The organism is Neobacillus niacini, assembly GCF_031456445.1.
Lineage (GTDB): Bacteria > Bacillota > Bacilli > Bacillales > Cytobacillaceae > Neobacillus > Neobacillus niacini_I.
The window spans coordinates 39,043-60,931 of the sequence record NZ_JAVDUQ010000032.1 but is presented as its reverse complement, the minus strand read 5'-3'; the positions used below and the strand labels follow the sequence as shown (position 1 = coordinate 60,931).

Annotated in this window: 18 protein-coding genes, 1 pseudogene and 1 riboswitch; of the genes and pseudogenes, 11 read left to right on the top strand and 8 right to left on the bottom strand. The window is 37.5% G+C overall.

Annotated elements, in window-relative coordinates:
- The first annotated feature begins 455 nt into the window (after positions 1–455).
- Complete coding sequence (locus J2Y67_RS21450; protein ID WP_310177360.1) at positions 456–1,934, top strand: Lsa family ABC-F type ribosomal protection protein; 1,479 nt, start codon at positions 456–458, stop codon at positions 1,932–1,934.
- A gap of 641 nt (positions 1,935–2,575) precedes the next feature.
- Here J2Y67_RS21450 and J2Y67_RS21445 read toward each other — a convergent pair.
- Positions 2,576–3,737, bottom strand: a pseudogene (locus J2Y67_RS21445) (transposase); the annotation flags it as partial.
- A 224-nt stretch (positions 3,738–3,961) separates the two neighbouring features.
- Here J2Y67_RS21445 and J2Y67_RS21440 point away from each other — a divergent pair.
- The 4 genes from J2Y67_RS21440 to J2Y67_RS21425 all read left to right on the top strand — a co-directional run bounded on the left by J2Y67_RS21440 (position 3,962) and on the right by J2Y67_RS21425 (position 6,627).
- Entirely contained in the window at positions 3,962–5,200 is a 1,239-nt protein-coding gene (locus tag J2Y67_RS21440; protein ID WP_310177358.1) for a uracil-xanthine permease family protein, read from the top strand.
- Between the two features lie 164 nt (positions 5,201–5,364).
- Positions 5,365–5,505 (top strand): hypothetical protein, encoded by a 141-nt coding sequence (locus J2Y67_RS21435; RefSeq protein ID WP_310177355.1) that lies wholly within the window; start codon positions 5,365–5,367, stop codon positions 5,503–5,505.
- Positions 5,506–5,873: 368 nt separating this feature from the next.
- Complete coding sequence (locus J2Y67_RS21430; RefSeq protein ID WP_310177353.1) at positions 5,874–6,257, top strand: hypothetical protein; 384 nt, start codon at positions 5,874–5,876, stop codon at positions 6,255–6,257.
- Positions 6,258–6,411: 154 nt separating this feature from the next.
- Positions 6,412–6,627, top strand: a complete 216-nt coding sequence (locus J2Y67_RS21425) for a hypothetical protein (RefSeq protein ID WP_310177352.1) — start codon at positions 6,412–6,414, stop codon at positions 6,625–6,627.
- Positions 6,628–7,430: 803 nt separating this feature from the next.
- Here the strand turns inward: J2Y67_RS21425 and J2Y67_RS21420 are convergent.
- Positions 7,431–7,577, bottom strand: a complete 147-nt coding sequence (locus tag J2Y67_RS21420; protein WP_310177349.1) for a hypothetical protein — start codon at positions 7,575–7,577, stop codon at positions 7,431–7,433.
- A gap of 58 nt (positions 7,578–7,635) precedes the next feature.
- Positions 7,636–8,763: a 2-methylaconitate cis-trans isomerase PrpF family protein gene (locus tag J2Y67_RS21415; protein WP_310177348.1), complete on the bottom strand. Its 1,128-nt coding sequence runs from the start codon at positions 8,761–8,763 to the stop codon at positions 7,636–7,638.
- Between the two features lie 145 nt (positions 8,764–8,908).
- Between J2Y67_RS21415 and J2Y67_RS21410 the strand changes: the two genes are divergently transcribed.
- Both J2Y67_RS21410 and J2Y67_RS21405 read left to right on the top strand, forming a co-directional pair.
- Entirely contained in the window at positions 8,909–9,772 is an 864-nt protein-coding gene (locus J2Y67_RS21410) for a LysR family transcriptional regulator (protein WP_310177346.1), read from the top strand.
- 402 nt (positions 9,773–10,174) lie between these two features.
- Complete coding sequence (locus J2Y67_RS21405) at positions 10,175–11,491, top strand: CitMHS family transporter (protein WP_310177371.1); 1,317 nt, start codon at positions 10,175–10,177, stop codon at positions 11,489–11,491.
- Positions 11,492–11,557: 66 nt separating this feature from the next.
- On the opposite strand, the gene yyaC is transcribed toward J2Y67_RS21405, so the two are convergent.
- Both yyaC and J2Y67_RS21395 read right to left on the bottom strand, forming a co-directional pair.
- The gene (yyaC, locus tag J2Y67_RS21400; protein WP_310177343.1) at positions 11,558–12,091 is read right to left on the bottom strand and encodes a spore protease YyaC; all 534 of its coding nucleotides are present in this window, start codon (positions 12,089–12,091) and stop codon (positions 11,558–11,560) included.
- An 89-nt stretch (positions 12,092–12,180) separates the two neighbouring features.
- Positions 12,181–13,323, bottom strand: a complete 1,143-nt coding sequence (locus J2Y67_RS21395) for an AbrB family transcriptional regulator (protein ID WP_310177342.1) — start codon at positions 13,321–13,323, stop codon at positions 12,181–12,183.
- Between the two features lie 148 nt (positions 13,324–13,471).
- Between J2Y67_RS21395 and J2Y67_RS21390 the strand changes: the two genes are divergently transcribed.
- Positions 13,472–14,344: a LysR family transcriptional regulator gene (locus J2Y67_RS21390; RefSeq protein ID WP_310177339.1), complete on the top strand. Its 873-nt coding sequence runs from the start codon at positions 13,472–13,474 to the stop codon at positions 14,342–14,344.
- Between the two features lie 288 nt (positions 14,345–14,632).
- Here J2Y67_RS21390 and J2Y67_RS21385 read toward each other — a convergent pair whose 3' ends face one another.
- The 3 genes from J2Y67_RS21385 to J2Y67_RS21375 form a co-directional block, all read right to left on the bottom strand.
- A complete protein-coding gene (locus tag J2Y67_RS21385; RefSeq protein ID WP_310177337.1) occupies positions 14,633–14,776 on the bottom strand; it encodes a YvrJ family protein in 144 nt (47 codons plus the stop codon).
- Between the two features lie 66 nt (positions 14,777–14,842).
- Positions 14,843–15,061: a DUF2922 domain-containing protein gene (locus tag J2Y67_RS21380; protein ID WP_198312519.1), complete on the bottom strand. Its 219-nt coding sequence runs from the start codon at positions 15,059–15,061 to the stop codon at positions 14,843–14,845.
- 36 nt (positions 15,062–15,097) lie between these two features.
- The gene (locus J2Y67_RS21375) at positions 15,098–15,316 is read right to left on the bottom strand and encodes a DUF1659 domain-containing protein (protein WP_310177333.1); all 219 of its coding nucleotides are present in this window, start codon (positions 15,314–15,316) and stop codon (positions 15,098–15,100) included.
- 1,143 nt (positions 15,317–16,459) lie between these two features.
- On the opposite strand from J2Y67_RS21375, the gene J2Y67_RS21370 reads away from it, so the two are divergent.
- The 3 genes from J2Y67_RS21370 (at position 16,460) to J2Y67_RS21360 (ending at position 21,697) form a co-directional block, all read left to right on the top strand.
- Positions 16,460–17,290, top strand: coding sequence for a fumarylacetoacetate hydrolase family protein (locus J2Y67_RS21370; protein WP_310177332.1), 831 nt, complete (start codon positions 16,460–16,462; stop codon positions 17,288–17,290).
- A gap of 923 nt (positions 17,291–18,213) precedes the next feature.
- Positions 18,214–18,963, top strand: a complete 750-nt coding sequence (locus J2Y67_RS21365; protein WP_310177330.1) for an EAL domain-containing protein — start codon at positions 18,214–18,216, stop codon at positions 18,961–18,963.
- Between the two features lie 213 nt (positions 18,964–19,176).
- Positions 19,177–19,263, top strand: a riboswitch (cyclic di-GMP riboswitch).
- 64 nt (positions 19,264–19,327) lie between these two features.
- On the top strand, positions 19,328–21,697 hold the full coding sequence (locus tag J2Y67_RS21360; RefSeq protein ID WP_310177329.1) for an EAL domain-containing protein: 2,370 nt from the start codon (positions 19,328–19,330) through the stop codon (positions 21,695–21,697).
- The last annotated feature ends 192 nt before the right edge of the window (positions 21,698–21,889 follow it).

The window sequence follows — 21,889 nt, the reverse complement described above, 5'->3', positions numbered from 1 at the left end:
TCCATATAAAAAATTGTTAGTATAAAAATACAATAATCAAAGGACTGATGGATGGACAATGATTAACTAACTTATATTTTTATTTGAAATGAATAACTTCAAACTAGAAAATATTGGGTTAGTCTATCCATTTTTATAAATCAGTTAACACTTAATTTGTCATGATTCCAATGGCAAAAAAGAACTTATTTAAAATAAAGACTAATCCTTCCGATTACAAATTGGGAGGATTTTTTATTCTCTCATAGGTAAAATTGATATTTTTTTAATCTGTAACATTAATCTAATAAATAAAGGAGAGAGAAATGAGCAATTCAGACACTATTGTTACGCATGTAATACTCCGTATAAGTCGTTAATATCCATCAAACTTATACGGAGAAATTTAGAATAGATGGATGTGCCGACTTTGTATAAAAAGTAAAAAAGTGTTGATATACAAAGGAGGAATTATCATGTCAATGATACAAGTTCAAGACTTAACCTTTTCTTATCCAGGTAGCTTTGACAATATTTTTGAAGGTGTAAACTTTCAAATAGATACGGATTGGAAACTTGGATTTATCGGTAGAAATGGACGAGGTAAAACAACGTTTTTTAATTTATTATTAGGGAATTATGAGTATAGTGGGAAAATCATTTCTTCGGTAGAATTTAATTATTTTCCTTATCCAGTTTCGGATAAAAACAAGTATACTCATGAAATCCTTGAAGAAATTTGCCCCCAAGCAGAAGATTGGGAACTTCTTCGTGAAATATCCTATCTAAATGTTGATGCAGAGGTCATGTACCGACCATTTAAAACACTATCAAATGGAGAACAAACAAAGGTGTTGCTTGCTGCACTATTTTTGAATGAGGGTCAATTTCTATTAATTGATGAGCCAACCAATCATCTAGATACTGATGCACGAAAGATGGTCTCTGATTATCTAAGGAGGAAAAAAGGGTTTATTTTAATTTCACATGACAGAATTTTTTTAGATGGATGCGTTGACCATATCTTATCTATAAATAGAGCAAATATTGAAGTTCAAAGTGGTAACTTTTCTTCTTGGAAGTTAAATTTTGATAGACAGCAGGAACACGAAGAGGCAACAAATCAGCGTCTACAAAAAGACATAGGGAGATTAAAACAGTCTTCAAAGCGGTCAGCAGGTTGGTCTAATCAAGTGGAAGCTTCCAAAAATGGGACAACGAATTCGGGTTCTAAGTTGGACAAGGGTTTTGTAGGACATAAAGCGGCAAAGATGATGAAGAGAGCAAAGAACCTTGAATCAAGGCAACAAAAAGCTATTGAGGAAAAGTCAAAACTGCTAAAAAATGTGGAAAAAACCGAGTCATTAAAATTAGAACCATTGGAATTTCAGTCAAATGAATTGATTGTTTTGTCTGATGTGTCTGTTAAGTACGATGACCAAGTAGTGAATAAGCCAATTAGCTTTATAGTTGAACACGGTGACCGAGTTGTACTTGATGGAAAGAATGGAAGCGGAAAAAGTAGTATTCTAAAACTAATTCTAGGAAATCCCATACAGCATACAGGTACAATTAATTTAGGTTCTGGCCTCATTATTTCCTATGTCCAACAAGATACTTCTCATTTAAAGGGACTGTTATCGGACTTTATTGTAGAGCATGAGATTGATGAAACGTTATTTAAATCCATTCTACGTAAGTTGGATTTTGACCGAATTCAATTTGAGAAAGATATATCTCATTATTCTGGTGGACAAAAGAAAAAGCTGCTTATAGCAAAAAGTTTATGTGAAAAAGCTCATTTATATATTTGGGATGAACCGTTAAATTTTATTGATATTTATTCGCGCATGCAGATTGAAGAGCTTATTCAAAGATTTAATCCCACAATGGTTATTGTTGAGCATGATCAGGCATTTCAACAAACAGTTGCAACAAAAACTATATCTATGTAGTTAAATATGAAGAATTGAGAATATGATCAGTAAATCAGGTTATTAATCTATAGGGCGCGTTTATGGAAGATCATAAGCCTAATTCAATCGGGTCAATTTAAACAACATTGTTTTTATGAGCCCAAACCTGGTACATGTGATAGTGTTTATAACGGTTAAGCTGAGACCGGGAGGGTTCTCCCGGTTTTTTTGAACCATAAGAACCGCCCCTGACCATGGGTGACCATGGGGGTGACCATGGGGACGGTTCTCCTGGCATTCTCCTAATAGCGAAGGACAATAAAAATTAAGTGAAATTTTAAAAAACTGGTGTATGAATCAATTTTATTTCGGCTGTTTTCGTAAACTTTGTTGCTATTAAACAAAAAGAGAGAAGAGGTTGATTTCCGCTCCAGGATGCTCGCTTTCCGCGGGGCGGGCGGTGAGCCTCCTCGGCGCTCTGCGCCTGTGGGGTCTCACCTGTCCCGCTGCTCCCGCAGGACATTGAATAGCTTCCTCGAATTCTCCCACGCACGAAGAAAATGCGATAGCATTTTCGAGGAGTCTCGCACCTTCCGCTCCAATCAACTTTTTTATCAATAGTTATCCGTCACAAAACCTATTTATAAAAATAACAATCTTATAGAAAAGAGCCTTTATTTCTAAGCAGCCTGATGTTGATTTAACATAGCATTAATACGATCTGTAGCTAATTTTGAGGCATTATAAACTAAGGTCACTAGGTCAAAATGAACTTTTGCACGTTTTCCAGTCCGATAACGAACATTGTTAAGTTGAAAGAATTGTTTGAGATAAGCATTTACACGCTCCACGGCGGTACGGCGTTTAAATATGGTTTTCCAAGCTTTTGATCCTCGAGCGGGTGCTGTATATTTTCTAAGATCCGTGGTGATTTTCACTTTATACACCTTTTGACAGAGACCATCATTTGCCAAAGGACAATCTTTACATTCCTTTGGTCGTGTGTATTTTAATGTTTCATATTGCGTGTCATAACTATCATAGCGATATGAATGTTCACGGTCACATGTAGGTGCGAAATGTTTATCAAAACCAATCGGTTCAGGCTCATTGCGTTTATTATAAGCAGTGACAGCTTGATGCCCCATTTGGTGAATCTGGTTATAAATAGGTCGTAATCATACCCCGCATCCATTGTTTCATAGCGGAGAGAAGGTAGTGATAGACGTTCATGAATGCCTTTTAATAAAGGGATAGCCGCCTTACCGTCATTCAAGTTACCGGAAGAAAAAAGAGATTGCAAAATGTATTGGCTACTCGTTCCTACGGCTAGATGTGCCTTATAGCCATACAAAAAAACGTTTTTTCCTTCGCTGTTCTTCTTTACTCCCCATTGGGGGTCTTGGGGAATCTGAGCGCGAAGTTCGTCTAAAGGAACCTCTAACTGATCTTCTATTTTCTTTTCAAATAGAGGCAGACTCGCTTCAAGTTCTGCTTTTTCAACTAACCATTGTTCCCGCTCTTCCTTTGATTTGCGACCACGTTTCTTGGGTTCCGTTATAGGTTTTTCCTCCTTCGGAGGAGCTTGGTCTTTCGCTTCAAAGTGTGTAGCATCGATGGCAGCCGTATCATCCATAATAAATCCTTCTGTGATAGCTTGATGAAGAAGTGTTTCTTGCGCTCCTTCAAGACATTCGATTCGCTGATGATGGTAATGATTCTTGAATATGCACCTTCTGAAGGAACTGAATCAGATACCAAAAAGCCGCAGTCAAGACGAAAAATCATATCATTCCTTAACCGCTTAACTAGATTTTTAATGAATGGAATCCGCTCTGTAATTAAATTGATTCAAATATAAAGGAAAATTAGTAAAAATATTTAAATCACTAAAAAGTATGGTGATGGGAATGACAACTGTACATATAAGATAGTATGGGGCATATAGTCTTGAAAATTTTTATAATCACATAAAAGTAGAAGGATGCTGCGTTAGTGAAAGAAGGGACCATTTGTGGTCCCTTTTTCATGCAAAAAGAGGATATTTTTTGGGGGTAAACAATATTTTGAATACTTATTCTAAAAGTAATTTAAGGAAATATATCATTAAAGAACGAATAAAGGGGGGAAACGGATTGAAAAAATTTTTAAGCGCAATACCGTTATCATTACAACATTTGTTTGCGATGTTTGGTGCAACCGTTTTGGTGCCAGCCCTCACCGGTCTTGATCCAGGAAGTGCCCTTATTGCCAGTGGTTTAGGAACCTTGATTTTCCATCTTATTACACGAGGAAAGGTTCCTACGTATCTAGGTTCATCCTTTGCCTTTATTGCTCCGCTTGCGTTGTATGTGGGGAAGCTGCATTCACCGGGTCAAGCCGTCGCAGGTCTTATCAGCGTGTCCATTGTTTATGCCATTGTATCATTGATCATTTCCATTGTCGGCTTTGAAAAAGTCCGCAAGGTAATTCCTGCAGTTGTCGTCGGACCGGTTGTAAGTATTATCGGTCTTTCGCTGGCAACCACGGCTGTGACCAATATGGCTTCGGCCCATTGGGATGTCGCGATCGTCAGCCTTCTTGCAGCAGTCATCGCAACGCTCGCAGGCACAAAGGTAATCCGTCTCTTGCCGCTTATCATCGGTCTTGCCGTCGGGTATGCTTATGCCGCGGTGCGAGGGTTTGTTGATTTTCAAACTATCGCCACTGCACCGAATTTTGCGCTTCCGCATTTCGTCATGCCGGAATTCACCTGGGTTGTCATTCTTGGAATGGCGCCGATTGCTCTGGTGACCATCATCGAAGACCTTGGACATATGTTTGTGCTAAATGAGATTATCGGAAAAGATGTGACAAAGAATCCAGGATTTTCGAGGATCCTATGGGGGAATGGCATTGCAACATTAGTCTCCGGTTTCATCGGCGGACCTGCACAAACCACTTACGCTGAAAACCTCGGGGTTCTAGCCATCACACGCCAGTTTTCCAGCAGGATCATTCAGGGCGCTGCTGTTCTTGCGATTCTTCTTGGCTTGTTCGGTAAAGTGGGAGCTGTTATCCAATCCATTCCAGTTGCCGTGATGGGCGGCATATGTATCTTGTTGTTTGGGATGATCGCCGCAATGGGGATTCGTCACCTCATTGAGGAAAAAGTGAGCCTGGCTAATATGAAAAATTTGGTTATTGTCGCGATCATCTTCATCATCGGAGTTGGATATGCGCATAATGGTATCGCCTACGCTACCATTGCCGGATTGCTTATTTATTGGATCGTTCCTGATTTTACGATAAAGAAAGAAGAATGAAAATGAAAAAGCCATTTCAAACATTTGCAGCGGAAGGCGCGAAGCGAGAGATTGATAGGTTATTGTATTAAAAGAAAATGTAAGAAAGGAATTGCAACTGAATATAGTGAGGGTGGACGGGTTGTTAAACTTCTTTTCCTTCTTTAGGAAAGGAGGTGATCAACATGGAAACATTTCTTGAAATTCTGCGAGAAGTTCTAAAAGGGATAATGCGTGAAATAGGCGCTTATTTCTTTCGGAAAAACGTTCTAGAATACAGGAAAACCACCCCGCGCCGCAAGCAAAAGGGTGGTTCTCAAAAATAATCAACATCAACAACCACCACCACCCTGACGGTAGAGGTTGCAAGGAGAAGTGTTAGCGCACTTCTCTTTTTTTATTATATTTCCATTATAAACAAAAACATTCCGTTTTAGAAGGATAAAGTAAATATTGGAGTCAGCCCCTTACTTCTTTACTACGTTTGCCCCTTCATCCGGTCCGGCAGAGGACCATGGGGATGGCTCTGTCGGCTTTTGGAGTCCAAGAAGTGAATAAAAGTAGACTAAGAGAACCGTCCGTGTGAACCCCGCTGTTCCTCCGTCATATTAATTAAGTATAGATTGTCCACACCTTGCAACAAATCCAATCATAGTTTATCTATAAGAATAAGATAGGAAGAAGAGGGTCATGGATGGAGAACGATAATGAATTAAAACATGAACCAAGTGGAGAAATCGACCGATTTTCAAGATTCATGTTTGGAAACCATCACCAAAGAGGCACTTACAAATGGAATGAGAGCGCCACACAACAAATTCCAGAGCACAGTGAGCAGGCATCCTTTAATCGAAAGGATGATTGGTTGATTGGTTTTCGAGAAAAAAGGCCTCCCACGTTCCCGCACACCAATCAAAATCAGATCGAAAGTCTTCTTAACCAAATTGATTTGATGCAGCTGATGGAAACCGCCGATCTGATTGTGGCTACGTCGAAACAATTTGAACCTTTGTTTAAAGAAATCTCCCCTTATTTCCACCGTTTAGTGAAAAAATTCAAAGCATTTAAAGATGGATAGCTTTTTGTGTACAACTTCCCCCCAAAAAGGGGGGGGTGAAATTTCCTGGAATTGTAAATGTTGAGTAAAAGTACTATTAACTTTGCGTTGATATTAAGATTTTTATCCTTCTTTTGATTAAGATAAAGATATCTTAAAAAAAGGAGTGTACGGAATGATTATTAAAATTAACCAATCCTTACCTAATGAAAATGGAGGTATCACTCCCAATATGTTAGGAAAAGAATTCGAAGTGCTAAAGGAAGATACAAATGGTGTATGGGTACGGGATGGGAAACTAGAAACTCTAGTTCTTTTCGAAGAACTAGAGATTGTAAAAATAAATAAACAAAAAGAACAGTTATTAAGAGAATTTTTAATTGAACAATAGCTGAATAATTATTTTGGGGAATTAAATCATATAAAAAATTACATTTTTGAGTCCTTCCCAGAGGCTCTTTTTTATTGGCTCTTTTCGTAAACTTTGTTGCTCAAGGAATAAAAAGTGTTCCATTTAGAGGCTTTTCGGACAGCTTCGATGTAGCCAATGGCAATCGTGTCTGAATCAGGGGTTCATTCGGACAGCTTTGGTGAAGCCAGGGGCAATCGTGTCTGAATCAGGGGTTCATTCGGACAGCTTTGGTGAAGCCAGGGGCAATCGTGTCCGAATCAAGGGTTCATTCGGACAGCATTGATGCTCCCAAGGTCAATCGTGTCTGAATCAGGGTTCATTCGGACAGCTTATGTGCTCCCAAGGTCAATCGTGTCTGAATCAGGGGCACATTCGGACAGCTTGGGTGCTCCCAAGGTCAATCGTATCCGAATCAAGGGCGCATTCGGACAGCATTGATGAATCCAAAGAAATGTAGACCAAGAGAACTGCCCCTGTGGAATTAGAAGATTGGGAATAATGCACGAAGAAGCCTGGAAGGTGGCAAACACCCGAAAGGTTTATTGGAGGATTTCAGCTAGCGAAACACTACATAAAGGAATTATAAACAAAACGCTCACCAAATGGGGTCTTAAAGACCTTAACCATTTATATGAGCGTCGATACTTAAGCTATTGAACCGCCGCTGTATACGGAACCGTACCTACGGTGGTGTGAGAGGTCGGGGTCAATTACCCCTCCTACTCTATGAATTAACATTGATTTAAATAATGTTAATTAGGAAACTGCCACTCTGCTATTTTTTATACAAAAGAAGGAAGATCATAATAAACAATTTCAGAAAGAATTTTGTTACCTTTTATTTTTTTAAAAGCTTCTTTTGCTTCCTTTTCGTTCTCATATTCAAACATCGTAATATTTTCTTTTAGGTAGAGAGTGATGACCCACATTTGAAAGCCTCCAAATTATTTTAAGTTGAATTTGAGAATTAATAAAAACCAAGTGTGATTATGCAATTTGATAGGTAATCTCGTAATTATTTTTTGTATAAACGTAGCCTTCTAAAATGGTTCTGGCAGTTCGAACCACTTTAATCGCCTGTATGTAACCGGCTAGAAAATCTACTTTTGTCTCCATAATGCCTGCAGGGTGGGCTAATCGAAAAACTTCCTGTTTAATGTCTACCATATCTGATAATATGGTTCCCTCTAGAAAGGCCCCATAAGTTGTACAAATGGCTCCAGTGATAGCAAGAGCTTGATGCGGCTTTTGCATGGACATCATTCTAATCATCAAATCCATGTCTAAGGCATTCCTTTTATTTCCGTTCGCATCTATGTGGTCCATAGGTGGAGCAATTATTGTTAATTTAGGGACAGCCGGAGATTTAATCGTTGCGGACTCCCGATCAGCAAATCCACACATTTCGGCTGCAATTTTTCGAACTTCCTCTAACTCAGTTAATTTTTCCTGTGTAAAGTCAGATGGTAATTCATTTCCAGACAGACCAAAATCTTGTGCTCTGATAAAAACGAGTGGATTGGCGGCGTCAATAATCGAAACAGGAAATAACCTATCATTTGTTTTAATCATATCAATCGGTTTACCTGTGGGAAAAATTTTCCCGGTTACAGCTCCTTCAGGGCGTCCGAAGGAAAGGTAGATGGGGGATCCTGTACCAGGCACTCCTGGTATGGAACAGATTCCTTCCGTTTTTACTTTCCCGTTTTCAATTTCCACTTCAGCTGTAATGATTTTTTGTGTGTTTGTGTTGTAAATTCTTACTTTTGTAACTGGCTCTTTAACCGGGACTAGTCCTTGTTCAATGGCATATGGCCCTACCGCAGATGATATATTTCCACAATTTCCTTTAAAATCTACCATTTTATTATCAATGCTTATTTGTGCAAATGTGTACTCGACATCAAAATCCGGTGAATCTGATTTTTTGATAATTGCTGCTTTACTAGTTAGAGAATTGGCTCCTCCCAGACCATCAATCTGTCTGCGGTCTGGACTGCCCATTACATCAAGTAAGAACTCTTCCCAATTAGCATGGTTTGAAGGCATATGTTCATATTTAAGGAAAACGCCTTTACTTGTTCCACCTCGCATCAAAACTATTGGTACTTTCATTGCAATTTACCACCTTTATATTAAAAATTTAACACTATCGGTTCCTTTGAAAATATAGTATGATAACTCTATTCATAAGTGAAATACATATTTTTTGTTAAAAAGGCAAAAAAAAACTTATAATCCAACAGAAGAGGTGGTTGGTATGGACGAAAAAGACTGGGCCTTTTTAAAGGTATTATATGAAGAAAAAAATATCTCCCGTGCTGCTGAGCGTTTATATATTTCTCAACCAGCTTTAACTTACCGGCTTAAAAATTTGGAAAAAGAATTTGGAACAAGTATATTTTTTAAAATAAAAGGTGGAATCGAATTTACTTCTGAAGGGATACATTTAGCCGAATATGCAGAAGAAATGATTAAAAAGCTCCAAAAAACGAAGGATTATATGTTAAATATGCAAAATGAGGTAAGAGGCACACTTAGGCTGGGGGTATCCAGTAACTTTGCACAATATAAACTTCCTAAAATATTAAAACAGTTTTCTACCAAATTTCCTCATGTACAATTTAATGTGAATACAGGATGGAGTACAGAAATTATGCATCTTCTTGATTCCGCCAGTGTTCAATTAGGTATATTACGGGGTAATTATGAGTGGTATGGAATCAAAACCCTGTTGCATAAAGAAAGACTTTGTTTAATTTCTAAAAGAGAAGTAGAACTGGAAAACTTGCCTAATCTCCCGTTTATAAATTATAAAACAGACAGCTCCTTAAAAGGATTGATAAATGGCTGGTGGCATGACCGATTTTCAGATCCTCCATTAGTAACCATGGAAACAGATCGGCAGGAGACATGCAAAGAAATGGTTAAAAACGATCTAGGTGTTTCCATTTTGCCGGAAATATGCATGCAGCCATCGGATAACTTGCATACTTACGGTTTATCCTACAAAAATGGAGAACCGGTATTACGAAATACATGGTTAATGTATAATGAGGATTCATTACAGTTAACCTCTGTTAAAAAATTCATTGAATTTTTAAACAACGATGCTAATCTTTAGTAAAGGCTACTTTCGCATAGATTGTTGTTTTTCGTATAAGTTTATCAACCCGTATAATAAAATGCTTCGGGACATCTTTTCGTAAGAACATTTACGAAAATTGCCTAGAAACTTAAGTATTTGACCCTTATTAGCTCCAAAAGCAACAAAGTTTACGAAAAGAGCCTTAGTAAAAGAGCACAATCAAAATTCATATGATTGTGCTCTTTTATTTTTGTTAAAAAACAGATTATAAAAATTTTTTTAAAAACTAACAAGAAAACTTTTATTTTACTTATCATAATATTTATATTATTTTTAAAACAGTAAATATTACAACATTTGAACAGAGGAAACAGTTATATAATCTGCCGATTGTTGTTATACGAGATGTAAGCGATTACTATTTTAGGGGGGATTATTATTCTTACTTTTCTTGGAATTTCTATGGTCGTTGTATTTACGTATTTAATTATGTCCAAGCGGCTATCACCGGTTACTGCTTTAACGATTGTCCCGATTGTTTTTGCCATCATTGGCGGATTTAGTTCCAAGCTTGGGGATATGATGCTGGCAGGATTAAAAGTAGTTGCACCTTCTGCTGCATTACTGCTGTTTGCCATTTTGTTTTTCGGAGTTTTGATAGACGCAGGCTTATTTGATCCACTTATTAAAACTATGTTGAAAATTGTTAAAGGTGATCCTATTAAAATTGCGATAGGAACGGGAATAATCGCCATGACGGTAGCGCTTGATGGTGATGGTACCACGACTCATATGATTACAATTTCTGCAATGCTGCCGCTGTATTTGAGACTTGGTATGAATCCTATGATTCTTGCAACCATTTCTATGCTTTCAGTCAGCATTATAAGCGGCCTAACGCCATGGGGAGGGCCGGCTACAAGAGCTATCGCATCTTTAGGCCTGGATGCAAATGAATTCTTTGTACCGATTATTCCAACCCTGCTTGCTGGAATAGCATCTATACTTTTTACTGCCTTTTTACTTGGAAAAAAAGAGCGCAAGAGAATCGGTGTTGTTGAGATTAAAACTGCTCCTGAAATGAAAATGGCTCTTGGTGAAGCAGCTGTAGCGGCCGCCATACAATCTGATATAAAGCGACCTAAATTAATATGGCTCAATCTTCTTTTAACAGTAACTATCATGGTTATTCTTATATTGGGTTTATTACCGGCCCCAGTTTTATTCCTAATCGGCTTTGTTCTTGCTTCTATTCTAAATTATCCTAATTTAGAACAGCAAAGGGAGCGAATCCAGGAACATGCAGGAAATGCGATCGTTGTTGTCTCATTAGTATTTGCAGCAGGTATTTTCACTGGAATTTTTGAGGGAACCAAAATGGTCGATGCAATCGCCCATTCGTTAGTGGCCCTCATTCCGGAATCCTTAGGTTCCTCCTTACCTTTCGTCGTTGCCTTAACTAGTATGCCGTTTACATTTGTTTTATCGAATGACGCATATTATTTCGGGGTTTTGCCTATCTTGGCTGAAGCTGGAGCTACTTATGGAATTAGTCCTTTAGAAATTGCCAGAGCTTCCGTATTGGGACAACCTGTTCATTTTTTAAGCCCTCTTGTGGCATCGACTCTTTTACTAGTGGGAATGGTTAAAAAAGATATAGGTGAGCTACAAAAGTATGCATTTAAATGGGCTTTATTTTGTTCTTTAATCCTTATCATTATTGCTATCTTAACTGGAGCTATCACCCTATTTTAATATTTTTAACGAAACGGGGCTGTCCTAAAACCATTCATCTTTGGTTTTTAGGACAGCCCCACTTTATTAAAAGGTTTCGCAGTTCTCGCCTACAGCTTGAGTAATAATTTTAACAATTGTTTTTGCAAGGTTCATAACAGTATAGAGGCGGGTATCATTTAAGAATTGCGTGGATGGCATCGGATCGAGATAATTGACTATCCCAACAATATGATAGTCTCCCACTACGGGCAATACTTTTTTAAGGGCACTTCCTGGAAAAAGTGGCCCTTCATTGAATAAAACACGACCAACTTGAGTTTGATCGCCTAAGCTAGCATCCACACAAATAATGAGCGGCCTTTTAAATTTCTTATTAATTTCTTTTAACGTATCTTTTAAATTAAATGCATGAACAGGTTTTTCTAATGTACCGTAAACACCATAGGGCACCAGATGTTCATTAAGCATCGTCCCGACCAAAGGGCCCAATGAATCACCTACAGAACGGTCTGAACCAATGCAAAGAAAGACAATATCTTCATTATTATATCCGGAAGACTGAATCATTTCTTTCAATTTTAATATTAAATCTTCTAGATTTTTTTCATTTGGATCCACAGAAAGAGCTGCTCCTTTTGCTTTTTAATTGGCGGTGAAATATAAATTTCCTTTATATCTATTATACAAACAACATTGATCTTAATATATTAAAAATTATGCGGATGTTTAGATAATACTTGTTTATTTTGCTCTCTATAATTTAACAATCGAAAAACTTGCGGTAAAAAAATACAAATAAAAAAGATCCGAAGGACCTGTACTGCTACAACAAAGGTAGAGTCTCCGCCTAGGACAACAGAAGTTGTTGTCATTTCAGCAATCCCGCCTGGTGCGAATGCAAGAATAGAGGTTATAAGTGAGATCCCTGTTATTTTAGCAACTAAAATGGCACAAATAAACATCGAACCAATCAGACCAACAGTACTTAAGAATGAAACTGTTATCGTCCGTTTTAAACCTATAAACATACTTTTGTGAAAACGTGAGCCGATACTAGCTGCAATCATAATTTGTGACAAAATGATTACTTCATGTGGCCACCATGAAATTATATCTCTGCCCATTAACAATGAACTGAGAGATTGGACAATGGCAACACCAACCATGCTTCCGATTAGCCAAGGGGCAGGAAGCTTTAAATATTTGCCTAAAAGGGAGCCAATATATGCAAATCCAATTAATACAAATGTCCAAAGTAACGATCCGATATTAAAGTTAGAGTCAGTCCTAACAGAAAAGGTGGGATGATTCGCCAGGTTTCCAAAGAAAGCCCAGGAGGAAGCAATGATAGGAATTGTTAGTATCACTAAAAAAACACGCATTGTTTGAATAATGCTGACGACAGCAGTATTAGCCCCTGCCTCTTCAGCAATCCCAGGCATGGCAGACAATCCGCCCGGTGCAGTTCCGAAAAAGCTGGTCAGCATATCGCTATTACTGTATTTCCAAAGTACGAAGCCGGAAAGTAAAGAAAAAAAGATAGAAAGAAGAAGCATAAGAATAATGGCAATCCAATTTTCTTTAAAAACATTCAAAAAAGTCAGGTTTATTTTTTGCCCCAGTTCAATCCCTAAAATAAGCTGCCCCATAAATAACCAGTATTTTGGCATGCCCTTTTGATTGGAATCACTCCTTAAAAGTGATGGCTTCCAAAATGAAAGGAAAGCAGCAGTCAAAAACGAGCCAATCATCCATCCAATGGATAGACCCGTCAACGAAATAAGAAATCCTCCCAAGCTACTTATTGATATAAAACAAACACAACGTAAAAAGGATTTTTTTCTATTCATAAAAACCAGCCTTCTCTCATCAAAAATACACTGCCATTAAAGATTACGTACAATAAATATAGTATAATCAAAGCGATAAATAAAATATCGAAATAATATTGTAGTCCATAATAAAAAATTATTCCTTGAGAGGAACGAGGCGATACGGATGGACGAAAGAGACTGGATTGTTTTGGAAACCCTTTATCAAGAGAAAAATATAACAAATACAGCTAAAATATTGCATATTTCCCAGCCAGCTTTAACCAATCGTTTAAAAACAATGGAAACCCACTTTGGAGTCAAAATCGTTAATAGAAACTGGCGCGGAGTCCAATTTACCCCACAAGGTGAATACCTTGCAAAAAGTGCTCATGAAATATTATTACGAATCCAAAAGGTTAAAGAAACTGTTCTTAATATGGAGGATAAAATATCAGGTACATTACGATTAGGTGTATCTACTTTCTTTACGGATTATAAACTTCCTGGGCTTTTAAAAATTTTTAAAGATAAGTTCCCTGATGTTGAGTTCAAAGTAACATCAGGATTTAGCAGCGATATTGCCCATCTAATTTACAATCATGATATTCATGTTGGTTTTTTAAAAGGGGACTATAGCTGGAAAGATCAAAAGAAACTGCTCTTAGAAGAAAGTATTTGTATTGCTTCTAAAGAAGAAATTGATATTCACAACCTGCCTAATTTACCTAGAATTGATTATCGGACTGATCCATTATTCAAAACCGTCATTGATAATTGGTGGACTGAAAATTACTCCCAGCCTCCTTTAGTCAGCATTAATGTGGATAAAGCTGATACATGCAAAAAAATGCTTGGTTATGGCTTAGGTTACGCTATTTTACCAAGTATGACTATAAGTGATCTCGGCAATATCAACAAAATTGAAATTAAAAACAAAGATGGAGAAAAAATCATACGCGACACATGGATGTTCTACCATGAAGAATCCTTAGAATTGAATGTAGTAAAAGCCTTCGTCGAATTTGTTGATGAGATTGACCTGCAATGTATCACCTGACCATGGGGACTTTTGGTCCAAGAAATGAATAAAAGACTAAGAGAACCGTCCCTGTGGAACTCTTGTGGCATTCTTGGCTTTCTTAGGTTCGCAGATAAAATGCTTCGGTACGCAGATAAACGCTGTATTTACGCAGATAAACTCCTCGGAATCGCAGATAAAATCGAATTTAACGCAGATAAATCATAGGAAGTGCCCGGTAGTGTACAAATATCATTTTAGTAGTTCAAAATAGAGACCATGGGGACGGTTCTAATAAAACGATGAGAACCATCCCTGTGGAATTTCCTATATTTGCCCCTTCATCCGCTCCGGCAGGCTTTGAATGGACTGGACCACCATATCAAGCTTTGCCTCAATCCGATAAAGCAAATAGAGTGTCACAACGATTGGAAACCCGACTTCACTAATGATCGGAATGATTTGCTCCATTTTCGGCTACCTCCTTTCATTCTATTAAAAGAGACCGGTTTCTAAAAGAACCCGGCCCCTCCTTTACTAAACAAGCTCATAATCTGTAATATTACGTTCTACTACTCTTGCTCCCTTTGACGAAACAAGATCCCCGCTTCCTGTATAGAAAGCACCTGAGCTTACGATTTGATCCATTGATTGCTTCACAACTGCCTCATCAATCGGTTCCTTTGGATTATCAACGGTAATTCGGGCAATTTTTCCGGTAGCCGTTACAAATTGTAATTCCAATGTTTTAGCCAATTCCTTCACCTCCCATCCTCAAAATTGAATGACTCATTAGACAAATAAATCGGAACTGTCGTTTTTCTCGATGCGGCTTAACGTGTCGTTACACAATACAAAGATGGCTTGTGCTGCCTGATAGAGCTGATCTGCTGTTGCCTCTTTTTTGACATTGCTGAAGGTCTTGGATCGTAAAATTGGATTTCCTTCACCGTCCACGCCTGTTTCAAATACGATACGAAGCTTCGTCGTAGTTAATCGCGCCTGTGCCATTGTTTATCACCTCCTCCTTACACCTTTTATATATAGAAAAATCGAGGAAAAGGACATGGTGCTGGAAAATAAAAATCAGGTGCCAGGTACCATCCGGAATTTAGGGAGTGTTTCATCATGAGGGCGCAAGATTTGACAAACTTTTTACTGAAGGGAAGAAGGAAATCCTTATTTAACCATGATTTTCTCAATTCTAATCAAACGTTTGATTGGGAAGGATTTTTGTAGAAACCAATCAAAAATTGATACTTTTCGAGAAGATTGTAGATTAATAGAAAAAACGAGGAAAATCCATCGACAATTATTTTTCAGAAAAACAGGACCATGTTCGTTTTTCAAAGGGGTTTGAGACCTATTTAATCAATCGTTTGATTAAATAGGGAGATGTCGAAGATTGTTGTACGGAAGGAATTTTTGTTCATTGAAGTATGGAAGTATAGCTACCTAGGACATCCGAAGAAATCGTAAGACTACCTAATGAGGTGGAAGATCCGTGCAGAAAAATAGGGTAGGTTGATTTGGGGCCTTTTGGGGGTTCTTTTTTTTATAGTGCCTGCCCCTTTCAATTGTCTATCTACTTTATGTTCCATTCGGTATGGTTTATGTTCCCTATTCCGGATATATGGACCAAACGAATGATTATATGTGCCAAACGACGTTTTCCTTGCCAATAAGTTAGGTGAATGCCTGGGATAGGTGTTTTTTCCTTTCAATTGTGTCTTAGATAACTAATTTTTGAGGATCTGGCCCCGTTTTGAACCCCTTTTTCAATAGATTTTTTACTATATGTTCCATTCGCTATGGTTTATGTTCCCTATTCCGGATATATGGGCCAAACGAATGATTATATGTGCCAACTCGTTTTCCTATTCAAAAAGCCAGACACTTGGATTATCAACGGTAATATGGTGTAATTTGGGGAAATTGGTAATGCTGGAAAAATGTGCGCAGATTGAGAACAATTTATTGATTTTTAATCGTTTAATTATATAATAGCTAATGTAAGTACGCGTTGCGCGAGTGCGTTGACGATCCTTTTGCGATGGAGAGGTTACTTAGGATCGTCATGCCCGATTACATAGCATCTACCTAAAACAATATGCTTCATGATGGAGCTCGGATTTGTATTTTAGGGGAAGTGCAATGATTGAATCAATAAATGGAGTTGATAGAGTAGTGAAGGTTCTACAAAAAACTCAAACCATCGTTCGCTATGAGAATTCGAATGGTAACGTACATTACGGAATGGTTGAGGATGATGAAATTTTACAATTGTCCAGTAATTTCGCTGAGATTGCGAACAATGAACTGAAATATGATGGTGTAAGGGTTAAATTAAGTGATGTAAAAATTTTGGAGCCCGTAGCTCCATCAAAAGTGATTAATTTTGGCTGGACCTATGCTGGACACGCTAAAGAGACTGGTGGGGAGGCCAATCGCAAAGAACCCTTTTTGTTCTTAAAACCGGCATCTTCCTTGATTCCAAATGAAGGGGATATCATTCTTCCGTCAAGTGATTTAACCCAGCAGGTGGAATTGGAGGGGGAAGTCGCCCTTGTCATTGGGAAACGTGGCAAAAATATAAAAGTGGAAGAGGCAATGGATTATGTTTTTGGCTGTACGATCTTTAATGATGTAACGGCAAGAGATCTTACCAAAAAGGATCCCCAATTTACACGCGCAAAAGGCTTTGATACTTTTGGTCCATTGGGTCCGTGGATTGTGACAGGTATTGATCCAACGAATTTACGCATCGTTACAACTTTGAATGGAAAAGTCGTACAAGATGGGAATACGAATCAGATGTCGCTTTCCATTCCTTTCCTGATCAGTTGGATTTCACAGGTTATGACACTGGAGCCAGGGGACGTATTGGCTACTGGTTCACCTTCTGGCAGTTGTCCAATGAAGGCTGGCGATGTTGTAACGGTAGAAGTAGAGAATATTGGTAAACTACGTAATTATGTAATCTAGCAAATGAATAACGTAAGAGTTGCAAGGAGAAGTGTTAGCGCACTTCTCTTTTTTATTCTATTTCCATCATAATCAAAAACATTCCGTTTTAAAAAATTGTAGATTACTAGAAAAAGCTGAGAGCAGTTTCTTGGCATTTTTAAAGAAGGATACCTGATTTTCAGAAGCTAAAATGCGAAGTGGAGGGTAAATGGCTAAAAGCAGAGGGTAAAAGGGGGGAACCGGAATGTAAACGCCCCGGAGTGGTGGGTAAAGAGCCAAAAGCGGTGGGTAAACGAAATTAGGTTAAAAAGGAGACCCAATTTAGTGTTAGAAATTTACTGAAAAAGGTAATTTCTCTCTTAAAAAGGTAATTTTAAAAGAAGGATACCTGATTTTCAGTAGCTAGGATTGGTTGCGGGGTCACACCCCACGTTCTCGTTATCCAAAGCAGAACCGTCCCTGTGGAAGTTCTGGAATTACCAAGATGGTGGATTTTTTGGTATCCATGCGAGCTTTGTTAGAATTTAAATAGCAGATACAATAGAAGGTGATGCAATAAGAAGATTCTTGTTCCATTAAAGGCAGGAATGGTTAACGAGTTTGAAATACTGAAGAAAGCGAAAGGAATCAAACGACTGTCCAATTCCAAACAGCAAGAATTTGTCTCGAAAGCATAAAGCTGACTATGGGGACGGTTTTGGAAAGACCACGAGAACCGTCCCTGTGGTATTTTTTCAATGAAGTTAACAAAAATTTAAGTTAAATTAACATTAGCTTAATTATAAGTAATTAAAATATTGAGTATCCAATTAAAGAAGGTGCAGCAAATGTATAGTCAGATAAATCGACCGTTAGCTTCAACTATAAGAACGAATCATTTTTATTCCTTTTTAAAGTTTCTAAATAACAGAAGAAAGAATGAAATTTTATATTATAAGAGGTTGAAGGAATTACAAAGGATTATCAAAAATCATGCTTTGAATACGTACTTTCAGCCGATTCTTAAATTAAACTCAGGAGAAACAATCGGATATGAAGTTCTAAATCGTCCTGCTGTAACAGCCTTATTTTCGGATACAGAAACGTTTTATGATTTTGTTGGACAATCTAATCAAGTGTTTTTATTTGAATGTTTTTGTAGAAATATATCGCTGAAACGTTTTATTGATCGATATAAAGAGAATAGGCAACAGAAAGCCCCATTGCTTTTTATCAATATCCACCCCCATGTTTTACTCGATTCTAATTATCAAAGTGGGGAAACCCTTCAACTTTTATCCAGCCTTGGAATTGAACCCGAACAGATCGTTTTTGAATTGACTGAGAAAAGTGCTGTTACAGAGTTTGAACTGTTTGAAAAGGTCCTTTCCAATTATCGTTCACAAGGGTTTCGAATCGCTATCGATGATGTCGGTTCTGGATATAATAGTCTAAAAACATTAGTTTATTTAAAGCCTGAATTTATTAAACTAGATAAGTCACTCATTCAAAATATTGATCAAAATAAGGAACAACAGCAATTGGTGAAATTAATAATAGAATATGCAAAACAATCTTCTACTGAAATTATTGCAGAAGGAATAGAAAAAATGGAGGAATTGGCTTTTATACAGGATCAAGGAGTGCACTACGGTCAAGGATATGCTTTGGGTAAACCAAATCAGGAAGTAAGGACAGGGAGAATCCCGTGAAACCATGGGGACGGTTCTTTCGGCTTTTTTGGTCCAAGAAATGATTAAAATAGACCACGAGAACCGTCCCTGTGGAACCTCTGTGGAACCTAAAATGATTTTTGTATTGAATTTCATCCAAATATATCCTATTGTAAAGATAAGACCTAATACCTAAAATAAGGCGGGTATAAAGGTATGCTTTAGTGCATTAGGGCTGTGACAATCTAACTGAATGAAAAAAGGCAAATTCATTGAAAAATGAAGACGCAAAGCTATAGGGGCTAACATCAAATTTGATTATGCCAGCCAGTTACCGATTCTAATAGTTTTAAGACCAATCGGTAGAATGGATTGGTCTTTATTTATGTGAGAGTAATAGGATATGGTGGTGAAACGAGCAAGGATGTTACGTACGTATGAGAGCTTACAATTAGAAAGAGAGCTAAAAAGGGCAATGGAGCGGAAAGAATTCCGCCTTTATTATCAACCAAAACTTGATTTAGTAACAGGTAAAATCATAGGGGTAGAAGCATTAATCCGTTGGGATCATCCAGAAAAAGGTTTAGTTCCCCCATTGGAATTTATTCCTTTAGCAGAAGAGACCGGATTCATTATTGAATTGGGAGAATGGGTATTGACCACCGCTTGTTTACAAAATAAGGCTTGGCAGGAGGCGGGATATTTACCTCTTCTCATGTCTGTTAATCTTTCCGCGCGCCAACTTTATCAACCGAATTTTGTTCAGCGGGTTAATCAAATTTTAAATGAAACAAAGCATGCTCCCGAATGTCTTATTTTTGAAATTACAGAAGGAATTATGCTAGATGCCTTTCATGCTCCGAGAGTAATTAAGGAATTGAAAAGTATTGGTGTCCAAATTAGCTTGGATGACTTTGGCACAGGATTTAATTCCCTTCAATATTTACATGAACTTCCAATTGATAAAATTAAAATTGATCAATCTTTTATTCGCAATTGCACTTCAGATTTAAACGATGCAACGATTGTAAAATCCGTTATTGAGCTGGCTCACCAATTAAAAATGGGTGTTATAGCCGAGGGAATTGAAACGAAGGAACAATTAAATTATCTTCAGCAAAATCTTTGTAATATTGGGCAAGGGTACTTATTTAGTAAGCCTTTACCGCCAAAAGAATTGGTGAAGAATTTTAATCAAATCGAACAGGTGATGATTCGAGATGGAGTCCCTCCAGAAAGGAACTATCAGATCCGAATCAAGGAAAGTATGGAAAACAATCGTCAGGAAATGCTTAATCGCGTGAAAATGCAGCAAGGTCTGTTCTTTAAATTTAAAAAAATGGAAGGTAAATTTATCCATACTTTATGTGATGGTAAACTTTTATATCGAATGGGTCTTACTCCAAACCAAGTGATTGGAAAAGAACTAAGTGATTTTCTACCTCTCTCCTTTGCTGAGGATTTAGATAGATATTATCGGAAAGCTTGGGACGGTGAGGAGGACGTAACCTATGAGAAGGAAATCAATGGTATTTACTATATCACCTCATTGAGCCCGATTAGAAGGGGAGGTTTCGTAACAGAAGTTATTGGGGCTAGTATCAATATTACGAAACTAAAACAGGCAGAAGAAGCATTAAAGGTAAGTGAATCTAAGTACCGTATTATAACCGAAAATACCCAGGATCTTATTAGGGTGATCAATCTAAATAATAGAATCGAGTATGCATCTCCTTCTCACGAAACGGTATTGGGGTATCCACCTGAAGTATATCAGGGACATTTAATTTTTGAAATGATGCATCCCGACGATGTTGTTCGAGTTAAAAACCAATATGCTGATATGGCTTTATCTAGGAATCCCATGCAAACGGAATTTCGGTTAAAATATGCGAATGGAGGTTGGGTTGATCTTGAGATTAAAGCAACCCCAGTTTTCCATAATGATAAAATAAAACAATTTGTTATTGTGGCACGTGATATTACAAAACGAAAACAAGCAGAGGAACTGATTCGAAAATCTGAAAAACTTTCCGTCGTTGGACAGTTAGCTTCAAGTATTGCTCACGAAATACGGAACCCGCTTACAACCATTAAAGGATTTGTGCAGTTGCTGCAAAAAGAGGTCGATCTTCCTGTTTATTTTGATACAATGTTTTCCGAGATTAAAAGATTAGAAGAAATTATCCAGGAATTTTTAAGTTTGGCTAAACCAAATGTATGCAAAATAAAAGAAATATCCTTAAACATTCTTCTAAAACAAGTTCTTTCCCTTTTCGAATCTCAATCTATTATGAATGATATCCAAATTACGAAGGAATTTGATTTGAATTTGCCGCTTATTCAATGTGATGGGAATCAAATGAAACAAGTTTTTATTCAAATTCTTCAAAATGCTGTAGAAGCTATGCCAAATGGTGGGACGATTAAGGTGCAAATGTCGGGTCACGGGACTGACTTCGTCAAAATCAGGTTTAATGATGAAGGGTCTGGTATTTCTAAGGAACGGATGAGAAAGATTGGAGAGCCTTTTTACAGCACAAAGGAAAAAGGAACGGGAATGGGCTTAATGATTAGCTATAAAATTGTTAAAGACCATGGGGGATGGATCGAGATGGATAGTTCGATTAATCACGGAACAACGGTTGAGGTTATTTTACCAATTAAAAATAGTAATTCCGGAATTAGAATGGATGAAAGTAAAAATCTCCTACTAGGAAAAAAGGATGATACAATAGAGAAAATTACGGATGCCCGCTATCTTGTTAAGTAACTATAAGATATTCTTTCTTCAGTAAAATGTATAATGGCAATTAATAATGGGAGTATCTTTTATGAGGATAAAAAGAGCCAAAATACGCAAGTAGTGTATTGAACTTGCATATTTTAGGCTCTTTAATTTTTTACTTTATTGTGTTAAAGCCCCCGTTACACTCAGTACTTAAATGAACTATAAGTAGAAAGA